At 43.0% G+C, this 12634-nt stretch carries 10 protein-coding genes and 1 pseudogene; 5 read left to right on the top strand and 6 right to left on the bottom strand.

Going from position 1 to position 12634, the window contains the following annotated elements:
• Positions 1 to 67 precede the first annotated feature (67 nt).
• A pseudogene (locus tag KL866_RS20635) lies at positions 68 to 556 on the bottom strand (retention module-containing protein); the annotation flags it as partial.
• A 247-nt stretch (positions 557 to 803) separates the two neighbouring features.
• Between KL866_RS20635 and KL866_RS12290 the strand changes: the two are divergent.
• From KL866_RS12290 to KL866_RS12275, 4 genes are all read left to right on the top strand, one after another.
• On the top strand, positions 804 to 2750 hold the full coding sequence (locus tag KL866_RS12290; protein ID WP_214995256.1) for a TolC family outer membrane protein: 1947 nt from the start codon (positions 804 to 806) through the stop codon (positions 2748 to 2750).
• 77 nt (positions 2751 to 2827) lie between these two features.
• Entirely contained in the window at positions 2828 to 4927 is a 2100-nt protein-coding gene (locus KL866_RS12285; RefSeq protein ID WP_214995262.1) for a type I secretion system permease/ATPase, read from the top strand.
• Complete coding sequence (locus KL866_RS12280; RefSeq protein WP_214995254.1) at positions 4924 to 6291, top strand: HlyD family type I secretion periplasmic adaptor subunit; 1368 nt, start codon at positions 4924 to 4926, stop codon at positions 6289 to 6291. Before KL866_RS12285 ends, KL866_RS12280 begins: the two co-directional genes overlap by 4 nt.
• Positions 6291 to 6887 carry a response regulator transcription factor gene (locus tag KL866_RS12275; RefSeq protein ID WP_025254316.1) on the top strand — a complete coding sequence of 199 codons (597 nt, stop codon included), beginning with the start codon at positions 6291 to 6293 and terminating at the stop codon, positions 6885 to 6887. The genes KL866_RS12280 and KL866_RS12275 overlap by 1 nt, the downstream gene beginning before the upstream one ends.
• On the opposite strand, the gene KL866_RS12270 is transcribed toward KL866_RS12275, so the two are convergent.
• The 3 genes from KL866_RS12270 to KL866_RS12260 all read right to left on the bottom strand — a co-directional run bounded on the left by KL866_RS12270 (position 6862) and on the right by KL866_RS12260 (position 10805).
• Complete coding sequence (locus tag KL866_RS12270) at positions 6862 to 8796, bottom strand: LapD/MoxY N-terminal periplasmic domain-containing protein (RefSeq protein WP_214995252.1); 1935 nt, start codon at positions 8794 to 8796, stop codon at positions 6862 to 6864. The genes KL866_RS12275 and KL866_RS12270 overlap by 26 nt on opposite strands.
• A gap of 6 nt (positions 8797 to 8802) precedes the next feature.
• Positions 8803 to 9483, bottom strand: a complete 681-nt coding sequence (locus KL866_RS12265) for a transglutaminase-like cysteine peptidase (RefSeq protein ID WP_025254318.1) — start codon at positions 9481 to 9483, stop codon at positions 8803 to 8805.
• A gap of 167 nt (positions 9484 to 9650) precedes the next feature.
• Positions 9651 to 10805, bottom strand: a complete 1155-nt coding sequence (locus tag KL866_RS12260; RefSeq protein WP_251140007.1) for a flagellar assembly protein T N-terminal domain-containing protein — start codon at positions 10803 to 10805, stop codon at positions 9651 to 9653.
• Between the two features lie 311 nt (positions 10806 to 11116).
• Between KL866_RS12260 and KL866_RS12255 the strand changes: the two genes are divergently transcribed.
• Complete coding sequence (locus KL866_RS12255) at positions 11117 to 11602, top strand: LPP20 family lipoprotein (protein WP_025254320.1); 486 nt, start codon at positions 11117 to 11119, stop codon at positions 11600 to 11602.
• Positions 11603 to 11744: 142 nt separating this feature from the next.
• Here the strand turns inward: KL866_RS12255 and flgN are convergent, their stop codons facing one another.
• The gene (flgN, locus tag KL866_RS12250) at positions 11745 to 12176 is read right to left on the bottom strand and encodes a flagellar protein FlgN (protein ID WP_025254321.1); all 432 of its coding nucleotides are present in this window, start codon (positions 12174 to 12176) and stop codon (positions 11745 to 11747) included.
• Positions 12177 to 12217: 41 nt separating this feature from the next.
• The gene (gene flgM / locus KL866_RS12245) at positions 12218 to 12547 is read right to left on the bottom strand and encodes a flagellar biosynthesis anti-sigma factor FlgM (RefSeq protein WP_025254322.1); all 330 of its coding nucleotides are present in this window, start codon (positions 12545 to 12547) and stop codon (positions 12218 to 12220) included.
• Positions 12548 to 12634 lie beyond the last annotated feature (87 nt).

Raw genomic sequence — 12634 nt, 5'->3', positions numbered from 1 at the left:
GTGCTTGTTCACCTGTTTCAGAAAACTCAACGGGCGTAACATCGTCGTTACCATTTGCATTTTGATCGAACTGAAAACCGGCTGGGTCAACGTCTTCATTTATACGATCAACACGAACAAAGTTACTTCCGCCTGCACCCGCTCCACCATCAAGACCGGCAGCGGTAGCTTCCAATGACTCTAAAATGTCGCCGTCACCAGCAAGCGCGTCAAGAAAATCAGCATCGCCTGTTTGGTTCTCTCCTTCGACACTCTCCACGCCATCAACGCCGTCAAGCAATGCGGCAAGCTCATCGACACTCTCGTCAAAGACGGCAAATTCATCGTCAGAATTGCTTTCTGTAAAATCTAATTGCAGCGGGAAGGTGACACTTTGTCCGGCTGGAAGTGTGCGAAGTTCGCCATCGACACTAACGGTAACAAACCCATTGGGTGAAACATCTAATACATCTCCCTCATAAACAGTCATTCCGACAGTAGCAACAACTTGTTCACCTGTTTCACCACGAACAATAGAAGCTTCACCATTTATTTCTGCAATGATTACTTCAGCCATATTTCCCTCTCAATCAATAAATATCACGCTATAGAAAAAGCGTAGCAGAGGTTTTTAAATCGGTTACCGGACCGTGGTACGGAGAGCACTTATTCTTTGGTATAAGCTCTAGGTAGTTACCCCTAATATATTAATATTTAATCTATTAATTGAGGGTTAGGTTTGCAGAAATACACATAGCGTCTACTTTTTAAAATGTAAGAAACGACACAAATGTCGCTTAATTTTTATATAGTGAGACGCATATATGAAGTTAATTAACTCAGTGCTTACCAAGGTTGTTACTGGAACAACTGGCGCTGTGCTTGCTCATGCTGCTATTGCTCAAAGCAATGGTATAAACAACTCGCCAGTCAGTTTGGAAGATTATGTTCGAAAGGTAGTAAACGAAAATCCGGAAGTACAAGCCAGCTGGCGACAACTTCAGGTAGCAATGTCAGACGTTGACATCGCGCGAGGTGGTTTTCGGCCACAGGTCGATGTATTGGCGTCAAGCGCGTACACTGATAGAAACTATGGTTTGGATCGTGAATACATGGGCCATACTGCTCAAATCACACTTACCCAAATGTTATACGACGGTTTTTTAACAAGCAGTGAGGTAAAGCGATTCAAGCAAGCGCAAGTTGTACGCTTTTTCGAATTAATGGGCGAAATTGAGCAGAAGTCGTTAGATACCGCCCTTGCTTATATGGATGTTCAGTTGTTTCGAGAGCTCTTAAAGCTTGCTGAAGAAAACCTGATAACTCACGTTGATGTGTTCAAACAAATTGAAGAGAGCGTGGAAGCTGGGGTAGGTCGTAGAGCTGACTTAGAGCAAATCAGTGGTCGCCTTTCTCTTGCCGAGTCTAACGTGCTTACTGAGCTATCTAATTTGCACGATGTTACCGCACGCTTTTTGCGGTTGGTGGGTGAAAAGCCTGCTCAAAACCTACAGTCAGTATCAATAAACTCTGCTTTCGTTGATGCAAACGTCACAGATATACAATCTTTACTTACTAGCGCGTATGGCACTAATCCACAATTTAATGCTGCTATTTATAACATAGATGCGCAGCGTTATGCGGTCGATAGTGCAAAGAGTCTCTACCATCCTCAGGTTAATTTGACCGCAAGTTATGGTGCGCAAACACGAGATCAAGCTGCATTAAACAACACCATCACCGAGGCGAGCGTTGGCGTTAATTTTTCCTATAACTTGTATAACGGTGGGTCGGATAGCGCGGCTATAAGGCAGGCTCTGTCGCAGGTAGACTTAGCAAAAGACTTAAGAGATAAAGCCTGTATCGATATGAGACAAACGGTACAGATTGCTTATAACGACATCATCAATATTACAGAGCAACTTCCTGCGCTGAATGCACATAGACTATCTTCAGACAGAGTGAAATCTGCATACATGGACCAATTCACCATAGGTGAACGCTCTTTATTGGATTTGCTAGATTCAGAAAATGAGTACTATGAATCTAGTCGTGCTTACTTGGAAGCGCAGTATACGCTAGAAAAAGCACGAGTAAGACTGCTTGCAGCATCTGGAAGCTTAGCGCAAACGTTAGGAATAACAAAAGATGGCGTGCCTGATGTATTAGACAAAGCGGAAGAAAAAATCACCTACGACCCTAACTACGTTTGTCCTGTAGTTCGCACTGACTTTGAAGATGAATTGAATATTCTAAAGCGCGATTCTGATGGTGACGGCATTGTTGATTTATGGGATGACTGTGTAGATTCAACACCAGGCGCTATGGTCGATGACTTTGGTTGTGAAGCTAAAGAGCCTGAATTAGCGCCAGAGCCAAGTGCTGCAGACTTCACGTTGGACAACGCGAATATCATAGAGTCTTTTAACGTTAACATTGAGTTTGCGTCGAATTCTACCGAGGTTTTGCCTGAATATGAGAACTCTCTTCAGGAGGTTATCGATGCGCTCAATAGTGATCCTAATTCTGGAGTGATAATTCATGGTCATGCTTCTTTAGATGGCGACGCCGCCTACAATCAGCGCCTATCTGAACGTAGAGCGAAAGCTGTCGCATCAATGCTTATGGCAAAAGCAAACATAGAAGCTAGAAGGATCACCGCTGTTGGTTATGGTGAAACTCGTCCACTCGTCGATGAAGAGTCAGAAGCGGCTAATGCCCGCAATCGTAGAATTGAGGCGGCTATCATCCAGCTTCCTTCAACGCAATAGTGATGTGGTAGACCTGTATGAAGGAAAAAAAGGTCGACAGCGACATATCATATCTTGAGAAACAAGGTGGTGTATTGATGGATTGTCTGATAACAATCTGCCATGCCCACCATTTGGATGTATCTCGAGTGAGTCTTCTTAGCGGACTGCCTTTAGATCACGGTGAGTTGTCTCCCACGGGGTTTGAACGCGCAGCGAAACGAGCGGGGCTGGCCAGTAGAACTGTAAAACGGGATTTAGACCATATCAATACTGCGATATTGCCCGCTGTTTTAGTGCTTAGAGATAAGCAAGCCTGCGTATTACATGGGCTTGATAAAACCCATGCCAGAGTCTCATATCCGGAGCTCGATGACGCTGTGCTCGAAGTACCAAGAGATGAGCTAAGTGACAGTTATACAGGGTATGTCATTTTCGCTCGCCCCGAGATGAATGCACAAGAAACCAATGCTCAAATAGACAAGTCATCAGTAGGCCATTGGTTGTGGTCCTCCATTAGAACAGCAAAAGGTTTGTATCGCGATGTTCTTTTGGCGTCCGTTTTTATCAGTTTGCTTTCTATCGCATTACCCCTGTTCGTGATGAATGTATACGACAGGGTAGTGCCAAATGCTGCTTTAGAAACTATGTGGGCGCTTGCTATTGGCGTTTTACTTGTGCTAGCGGCAGATTTTTTATTGCGCATGCTTAGACAGTACTTTGTAGAATTGGCGGCGAGTCGATTAGACGTCACGCTATCGGCGAAAATAATGGAAAAAGTGCTGTCTATAAACTTAGCTAGCAAGCCCGCTAAAAGTGGCTCTTTCATAAATAGCTTACAGTCTTTTGAAAGTATTAGGCAGTTCTTTGGTTCTGTCACTTTAGTGGCACTGGTCGATTTACCCTTCGGGCTACTGTTTGTCGTCATTATCGCCATGATTGATATTTATCTGATCATTCCAATTCTAATTGGCGCCACTGCTCTTTTCCTTTATGCGATGAAGGCGCAGCGGGTAATGCGTTCTCTTTCTGAAGAGTCGATGGAAATCAGCTCTCGCAAAAGCTCGCTTGTGACTGAAAGCGTTACGTCACTAGAAGACGTTAAAGCGTTTGGTTACCAAAGCAGAAACCAAAGCGCATGGGAAAAGCAGACCATTTTTCTAGCCAAAGTGAACGCCAAACTCCGCCTAGTATCTATGTCGGTAAATAACGCAGCGCTTTGGATCCAGCAATCGGTGGGTGTAGTTATCATTCTCACTGGCGTTTACCTTATTATTGAGGGGGTAATTACCCAAGGTGGGTTAATTGCTGCTTATTTACTATCAAGCCGAGCTATGGGGCCTGTTTCTCAGGCGGCAGCATTGCTCGCGCAGTTCCATCATGCTGAAACCGCAAAAAATGCCCTTGATGACATAATGTCTCTGCCAAGTGAAACAGGTAGCAACAAGCAAATAAAAAATAATGTCGTGCTAAAAGGGAATATTGATGCTAGCCAGCTCTGTTTTAAGTACCCAGATGAAACCGTTCTCGCGTTGAAGGACATTAACTTCTCTATCAAACATGGAGAACACGTCGCTGTCTTGGGTAAAAACGGATGCGGAAAATCAACCTTGAACAAGCTCATCATGGCTTTTTATCGCCCTGAATCGGGGCAACTTTTGTTGGATGGGATAGACCTTCAGCAGTATGACCCAACGTTATTGCGTAAACAAATAGGCTATGTCCCGCAAGATGTGAGTCTTTTTCATGGCTCACTAAAAGACAATATCTTGCCAGAGGATACGCATCTTGATGACGCTGAGTTTTGGGAGATCATAAGTCAGTGCGGTTTGGCAAAGTTAGTCAATGGAAGTGCGAGTGGCATAGAGCAAAATGTGGGTGAACGCGGCTGCTTACTATCAGGAGGCCAGCGCCAGGCGGTGGCGATGGCAAGAGCCATAGTGCGAGACCCTGCAATCTACATTATGGATGAACCAACTTCAGCCATGGATTCAACCAATGAAGCGCAAATGAAGGAAACGATTAAAGCGGCAACAGCAGGTAAAACTCTCATTATCAATACGCACAGAACCACATTGCTCGATTTAGTAGAACGGGTAATTGTTGTAGAAAACGGAAAAGTTATTGCAGATGGTAAAAAGGAAGAGGTATTAGTGCAGTTTAGACAACCCAGTCAAGTATTGAAGAGGGCGCCATGATTTTGAAAAGTGATGGTGAGAAAAAGGACTGGTTACAGCGGCTTATGCGAGGCTGGCTTGCGCCGCCACCAGGACAAGATTGGGTGTTGGAAGCGGAATGGTCGCGCATTATGCAAACGCCAGTAAAAGCCCGTGGTCTACTCTATGTTGTAATAATAGTGCTGTTTTTGTTGGTGGTGTGGTCTTATTTCGCAGAGATTGACGAAGTTGCTAAGGGTGATGGCAAAGTTATTCCGTCACAACAACTGCAGGTGCTCCAGTCCTACGATGGCGGGATAGTGCAGGAGATTTTAGTGCGTGAAGGACAAACCGTTGAAGCAGGGCAAGTGCTATTAAAAGTCGATCCCACGCGCTTTCTGTCCAGTTTAGAAGAAAATACCACGCAATTTGCAGCACTTGCCGCGAAGGTACAGCGCTTGTCTGCGCTTACCCAGGGCGAGGTATTGCGGTTTAATCGAGAACTTCAGGAAGAGGCGCCTACTATCGTAGATAATGAGCGAAAACTCTATAACTCGAATTTAGCTGAGCTTGATGAAGTCGCGGCGGGTTCTGATTCCCGTATTTTGCAACGCCGACAAGATGTTGAAGAAGAGCGAGCTAATCTCTCTCAATATCAAAATGTGCTGACACTTTCTAAAAAAGAGCTTGCGGTGACTAAGCCATTGTTAGCATCAGGAGCAGTGTCGGAAATAGAAATTCTTAGATTAGAACGTCAAATAGTAGAGCTTGAAGGCAACATCAGCAAATCTAAAGTGGCAATAGAGCGAGGCCTTAACGCTATTGAAGAAGAAATTATTAAGAAGGAAGAGGCCCGCCTAAAGCTAATCAATCGATGGAATCAAGAATTGACCGATGCGACTGGTGAAATGGCTATGCTACAGCAGTCTCAAACGAGTTTAGAAGATGTAGTATTGCAAGCTGACTTGCGCTCTCCTATTAATGGAACGGTTCAACGACTTCTTATCAACACAGTAGGCGGCGTTATTACACCAGGTAGTGCCGTTGTCGAGCTTGTTCCTCAAGATGATCAGCTTATTGTTGAGGCCAAAGTTTCACCGAAAGATATTGCTTTTATTAGGGAAGGGCAGCCGGCAATCCTGAAATTTAGTGCATACGATTTTACTATTTATGGTGGCATGTCGGCTGAAGTTCAGCACATTAGTGCAGATGCTATTACCAATGAAAAAGATGAAACCTATTACCTTGTCAGGCTTGAAACAAAGCGAAGCATCGCAGATGAATCTTTGGACATTCTGCCAGGCATGATTGTGCAAGTAGATATTTTAACGGGTAAGAAAACCGTTCTTAATTACATTTTATCGCCCTTATTTAATGTGACAGCCTCTGCGCTGAGGGAGCGCTAATGAGGCATTTTATCGCAGAAAAAGACTTACAAGGGGCACTTACTCAATACTCTTGGTCTAGTTATAGTAGTGTCAATGAACTAAAGTGCGAAAGTAGTGACTGTGTATGGATTATGGCGAGCGATAAAAGCTGGCGTCAGTTACTGCTTGAGGCAAAACAAAAAGCCGATAACCTCGTTTTGCTCACCTACAAATATGACCGCCTAGAGATGCAAACAGCACTAATGTTAGGTGCTAGAGCATATTGCCATGCGCTAGGGACACAATCTCTACTGTCTTCTGTAGCACGTGTTATAGAAGCTGGAGGCATGTGGTTGCCCAATGAATTATTGACAGTGACTACTTCAAATGTCGCTGCGAACTTGCAGACGAAGCGTAATCTACCTGTGCTGCGTGAGCTAACCAACCGAGAAAAAGATGTGTTAAATGGTATTTTGGAAGGGTTAAGCAACAAGGAGATAGCTAGAGAGCACGGTATTACAGAGCGTACCGTTAAAGAATATGTTGGTACGCTCCTTCACAAGTTTGAAGCGAAAGACCGGATAAGCTTATTGCTTCGTATAGGCGAATTTAGTCATCTAAAAGATGCTCTATAACTTCAATATGTGAAACCACACCGTCTATCCCTAATTCAATGAATAGTTCCTGATGATCGGAGCGCTTAACTCCGTCTGCATAAACTTTTATACCGAAAGTATGGGCAAGGGAGCAGAAGCCACGTATAAAGGCGTGATTGGCAGGATTGTAATCGATATCTGCCATAAACGCAGAGTCGATTTTTACATAATCCAAACCCATTTCCTGAACATTCAACAACTGCGAGAAGGACTCTCCAACTCGCTTTAAACCCACTTCGCATTCCTTGGCTTTAAGCGTTGTACAAAAGTCTCTAAACTCATCAGGGAATCGCGTAGCTGTTGACTCTCGTACTTCAAGACATAATTGTTTTGCCGCTTTTTCGTTGGTCCCAATTTGATAATAAAGTTGAGCTAGAATTTCTGGGTTGAGCATAAATTGCTCAGAACATAAAAAAGCAAACTTCGAGTTTGTATTAGTGCGGTTTATGTAGTTGATTAAGCTGGTAACTGTGGTTAGTTCTAGCTGGGGTAAGAGCCCTAAATATCGAGCCCAATGGGTATAATAACCACTTTTCCTTAGCTCGCCATCTATAGTGACGCCCGCCCAACTCTGATAGTGAACCAAATTTCGGTCAATATCTAAAACCGGGAAGTTAAAAGTTTCTACACCACATTCGTCAATAGTATTTTGTAGTTCTTTTTCCCAGCGTTTTTGCTCTACCAAGCTAATAAATTCTTTGAGCGTTGATTCGATAAACGGCTCATCCATATCTACCAGTTCTGCTTCATCAATCATCGCATCTGCTCGCATTAATAGATCAGAGAAGCTCTCTTCAGGGCGAAGTTTAACAACAGATTGAAAGACTTTGGGATCGCCAACTTCGCTGAATGAACTTAAGCAAGCGCCATGCACAGCTTCAGATATTGCTACGGGATCATGGGTTTCCGTAAGCAAAATAGCGAATTCATTTCTTTGCATTCTAGCAATGCGGCTGTCAGTAAACTGATGATGATGTAATGAAAGGCAGTCGTTAATTTCCTCAACAAAATCGCGAATGCGCCTTTTTCTGATATTCGCTGATGAGCGCAAAAAACCTTCGCCTTCGGTAAATCTGACGAAGAAAAGGCAGTTCACCCCCTCGGTATCTCTAAAAGCAAGTTGCCCTTTTAAAATTGAAATGAAGTAATCTCTGTTAGCAACACCCGACTCGTCATCAAATTGAGTTTTATAGCGCATAAGATCGAGTCGCGTATTTTCTTCTTCCATGATCTTTCTAGAATTGGTTGCGAGAAAATTCATGGCTCGTACTACGCGTTTAAGCTCTAAGGTGCGTGGCTCTTTTAGCTGAACGAATTGCATCTCTTGAAATGATTCAGCCTGACTTACCACGTCGTCTAAAGGTCGGATAATAAAACGAAGTGCCCAGCCCCCTAATAAGCCTGCAAATATGCCAACAAGAGATAAACCAAAAATAAGTCGCTGTGTAGCGCGCCACATTGATGCCACCGCAAAGCTAGTATCCGTCTCGACATAAACCGTGCCGTACTGACCCCAACCTTCGCTTACTTGGGCGATACCTGGTTTGACTATGGGAGAAAAATTATCTGAAAACCACTTTGGCGTATCTTCATCTAATTGCACTTCGTGCGTGTGTGCAGAGACAATTTCACCGTTAGATTTTTGAAGCACAATAGATGCGTAGTGACCAATGTCAAATTGCGACATTATAAAAAGATCTAGTGAAACAGGGTCTTTGTCAAGCCCACTTAGGGTAAGGGCAAGCATACTAGCGTTATCTAGGTTTTTTGAATAAAGCTGCTCTTCTACGTATTGCTTGGTAGTTATTCCATGAATTGTGACGCTACCTGCAATTGCAACAAGGACAACAACTGCTATGGCAAGCCATAATTCTCTTGTTATTGACATAGACTCCTAAGACCTTCTGCTAATCCCCTCCTGCTTCATGCGCTCAATAACATCACGCCACCTTGATAGTCTGCTAGTAGACGAAGAGACTTGCGCAGTTTTACCTGGCTGCCAAATACCCGAATCATTAAAACTGAAAACAGGAATTAAATCCGTCCGTTGAGAACCTGGCAACACATTAGACACTAAGCTGTCGAGCACCAAAGGATCCGATGAAGGGGAATCATAGTATCCTAAAACCATATGTGCTTGCGTTACACGGCTTCTACCAATTTTCGCTTTTACATAAATTAGGCGAAGTTTAGAACTATCGATACCTAAGTGTAGCAGAGCTACGTATTTTGCAATGGCATAATCCTCACAATCTCCGCGAGAATGACCGAAAAGTTCCGAAGGCGTGGCCCAATAGTCTTTTTGTTTGAATACGATATCGTCGGTAGCGTATTGGATATGCTCGTCGAAGAAAGCGTTTACACCGATTAGCTGCTCTTTGACTGTCTTATTTTCAAGATCGTGAAGTTTATGTTCTAGAGCGATGACATGTAATGCTTTGTTAGTTCCAAAATTATTTTTAACTTCCTGTTCGAGCTTTGGAAACTCGATGACGTAGTGATCCTTCAGTTGTTGTCCAGCCAGTAGTAAAGCTACTAATGTTAAGCAGTGCGACGCAAACAGAGAAAGGGTCATATTTTTATTATGTGGGTCATACTAAAGTATAATAGAGACTACTCGCCTCTACCTAAACATTAAGTATTAGATATTATACGTAGTTATAGGTATACCACGGGTATGTTGATATTCCAACCCTGTTACTCTAACTCTTAAGACTTACATTCATTTAAGTGAAAGCAAATTTACTTCTTAACTACAAAATCGTTTTCCTGAATGTTAGCAGTAATCCCTGACGTTGTGTTGACTACAACTGACGAATTGCCATAAGCGCTATCAACAACAAATGTACCAGGGTAGAGCGTATATTGAAGATATCGTTTACCGCGATTGTCGACTACCTCTCTAGCCTGGTAAAGATGTAGTTCATCTTTTTCAGAAATGCCATTATCTCGCCCAAGAGATACCGATATTTGATTGTTCGCAATATTGATAACTCGGCCTGTAATAGGTTGGCAGGCCGTTACTTCTTTAATATCTTCTATTAATTGACTCATTGACGAATCAACTGCTTGGCCGTAGCGCGATTGCCAAAAGGTTGACGAAAACTCATCAACGTCCTCAAACCTATCAAACGTCCACTCTTCATTAGTATTGTAGGAAGAACTAAACAACATACCACCGTTAATACCGTCATAAACTTGTACAGACATTGCAAAAGCACGATGTGAAGTATCGCTTCGCCATGGTGTAAACACGGACGCTTCTGTTTGCGTAACACCTAAATCATCAATAACCCCGATAATAACGAATTGCGTGTTACTTTGATCTGATAGCGTACGTACGTTTTTGTCGGTATAACGGCTATCGAACTTGGCGGTATGAGGAGCAACGTAAGTAAGGCTAAGGTTATCTGTTTGTTCTTGCATTGCCTTAGCTAAACGCTGTGTAAACGCTTTATCAAAGTGCGGAATATTTCCTTGGGTTAGTTGCGCCCTGTTTCTTATTCTGAAATGCGTTGTAGCGAAGTGTTTTTGATCATGCTGCGCTGCGCATACTTTCCCTTTTGGAAAGATATCAGCACGCACGGCAACTGTAACAACATCGCCATTATAAGTTTCGCTGACAAGCTCTAATTGCTCTACTTCGCCCGTTGAACGAATCGTCATTTCTTCATTTTTTAACAGGCCGTTTGTTAGTTTAGCAACGCTCTGCACCGATGCTCCTGCAAACAGCATGGCTTGCTTAAGCGCATCTTGCGTTGCAGTACGTTTAGCTGCTTCTTTGTCACCGTTTATTACCACCGCTTGTCCAGTGGCTTCATACCACACGGCATGGGCTTGCCCCGCCACGAGGCTAAGTAGGCAAAATACCGCCATCACTTTTGGTAATAATGTCATTAGCGTTGTTCTGCTTGCTTGTCGCACGTGACACCTCTGTGGTTGTTTAGTTATAGCGATTAAATAAAGTCGTAGCCTATGCGATAAGTATGCGAAAAAAGTGCCAATTAAAGAGGGGAGTTATCTTTGAACAAAAACGGGCGCATATATTGCTTATTTCATTCTTGTTAAGGTGTATGACTGTAAAGCGTCGTTATGAGAGCTGATAAGATATTAACGCTCTGCTGCGATGTTATTGGCCTACACAGGTAATCAAGGTAAACATTTAAACGTCACTAACGATTTGTTGATGCACACAGAGGTTTTAAATTATGTGGTTGAATAGACTAAAAGATTCGAAGTTACTTTTGCGGTCTTCCATGTTTGGCCTGGCAATTACTTTGAGTGGATGTGGCATTATCGATAAACACGTCGAATGGGAAACCGTTGAGCCTGAAACCTATCCTGTTTTAAAAGCGGTAGGTTATGCGCCAATTTCATCGCAAAATGGCGAGTCTGACAGCATGAAGCTGATAATGGCAATGAAAGCATCAAAGTTAGATGCATACCGTGAATTGACCGAGCAAGTATATGGTCAAAAAATTGAGGGTAGTCAGTCATTATCTAGGCTTGTTGTTGATAGCGAAACTATGCGCGCTTCCGTTGAAGGAATAATAAGAGGTGCCGAAGTAATTAAGACCTATCCTGTGGGTGAAGATACCTACGTAACTGAGCTTTCTTTAGATATGCAGCGGGTCTACGATATTTATTTGTCGACTGCTAAGCCGCGCCGAGTGAAGGATGTAAAGTATTACTAGGAAGTAAGTTAAAGGCGATTCGCATTAATTGCTTTGCCGCGGGTTACTAAAAAATACGTGATAATGGAGTGAACTTAGCTGTCTATGTGGTCAATACACTGTGTGGTTAATGCTCTGCGGCGATACAAGGCTATTTAGTAGCCTAGGCACTCACTCCAGAGCCTAAAGTTCCGCCTTTTGGCTTCCCTTTTTTGTCGTAAGTGAGTGACTCTTTTGCTCGAACTTCCATCATCAAATTCCGTAAATGGGTGAGGCGTAGCTGTCCTTGCTCTACGGCTTTTTGATTGATTTGTGTTCGGTATTTACAGTCTTCGAGAAGTTTATTGGCTTTAGCCATTAATGCTTCGTCTTCTTCCGATAAAAAACCGCCATTGTCGATAGTGCGTTCAATACTAACGTCAAGCGCTTGAATGGATGTTAACAGTGCCGTCTTTTTATCTAACAGTTTCATTAAAGATTCAGCATCACGTGAGCTGATAAGCTGCAATTCTTTCTCAAGCATACCGACAAGCGAAGACAATTGCTCCACTTGGCGCGATAATGCTTGGGTTAATTGATTAGCTTGCTCTGTCACTATACTTATTCCGTTGAACGTGTTCGATTAATTATTGCTTTCTACTTGGCGCCAAAAATCTCGGATTCTGATTTAGCGATTTTATTAGCAAGTACTTCAGGGTTTACTTTGTACTCACCACTTTGAATCGCTTTTTTAAGGCGGTCAACTTTTTCCTGATTCACAGGAGCCTCAGACCCTTTTTTCTGAACTTGATTCAATTGCTGAGCTGATTGCGTCAACGAAACAGAATCTTGTCTAGGCGCTTGCGCTGTTTGTGCTGATTGCGCTGAAGCCTGCTGTTGAGATTGTTGCGTCTGGTTTTGCTGCGCAACTTTCCCGTTATCAACGGGTGTTTTTGGTAACCCATTGTTTATATTATTAATTGCCATATCTAGTCCTCACTACTTTTTTGCCTCTGTTATATATATCGGCCTTTTGGCTAATATCTTTAGCTAAATTAAGAACAAAATAGTAGA

The organism is Alteromonas sp. ALT199, assembly GCF_018619335.1.
Classification (GTDB): domain Bacteria; phylum Pseudomonadota; class Gammaproteobacteria; order Enterobacterales; family Alteromonadaceae; genus Alteromonas.
Note: the sequence above shows the minus strand (reverse complement) of the source record. Positions and strands in the feature narration are given on the sequence as shown.

Excerpts from the sequence above, each read along its gene's own strand:
- KL866_RS12270 (WP_214995252.1), bottom strand. The coding sequence starts at position 8,796 with ATGTCAATAACAAGAGAATTATGGCTTGCCATAGCAGTTGTTGTCCTT.
- KL866_RS12290 (WP_214995256.1), top strand. The coding sequence starts at position 804 with ATGAAGTTAATTAACTCAGTGCTTACCAAGGTTGTTACTGGAACAACT.
- KL866_RS12265 (WP_025254318.1), bottom strand. The coding sequence starts at position 9,483 with ATGACCCTTTCTCTGTTTGCGTCGCACTGCTTAACATTAGTAGCTTTA.
- KL866_RS12285 (WP_214995262.1), top strand. The coding sequence starts at position 2,828 with ATGGATTGTCTGATAACAATCTGCCATGCCCACCATTTGGATGTATCT.
- flgM (WP_025254322.1), bottom strand. The coding sequence starts at position 12,547 with ATGGCAATTAATAATATAAACAATGGGTTACCAAAAACACCCGTTGAT.
- KL866_RS12260 (WP_251140007.1), bottom strand. The coding sequence starts at position 10,805 with ATGACATTATTACCAAAAGTGATGGCGGTATTTTGCCTACTTAGCCTC.
- KL866_RS12255 (WP_025254320.1), top strand. The coding sequence starts at position 11,117 with ATGTGGTTGAATAGACTAAAAGATTCGAAGTTACTTTTGCGGTCTTCC.
- KL866_RS12280 (WP_214995254.1), top strand. The coding sequence starts at position 4,924 with ATGATTTTGAAAAGTGATGGTGAGAAAAAGGACTGGTTACAGCGGCTT.
- KL866_RS12275 (WP_025254316.1), top strand. The coding sequence starts at position 6,291 with ATGAGGCATTTTATCGCAGAAAAAGACTTACAAGGGGCACTTACTCAA.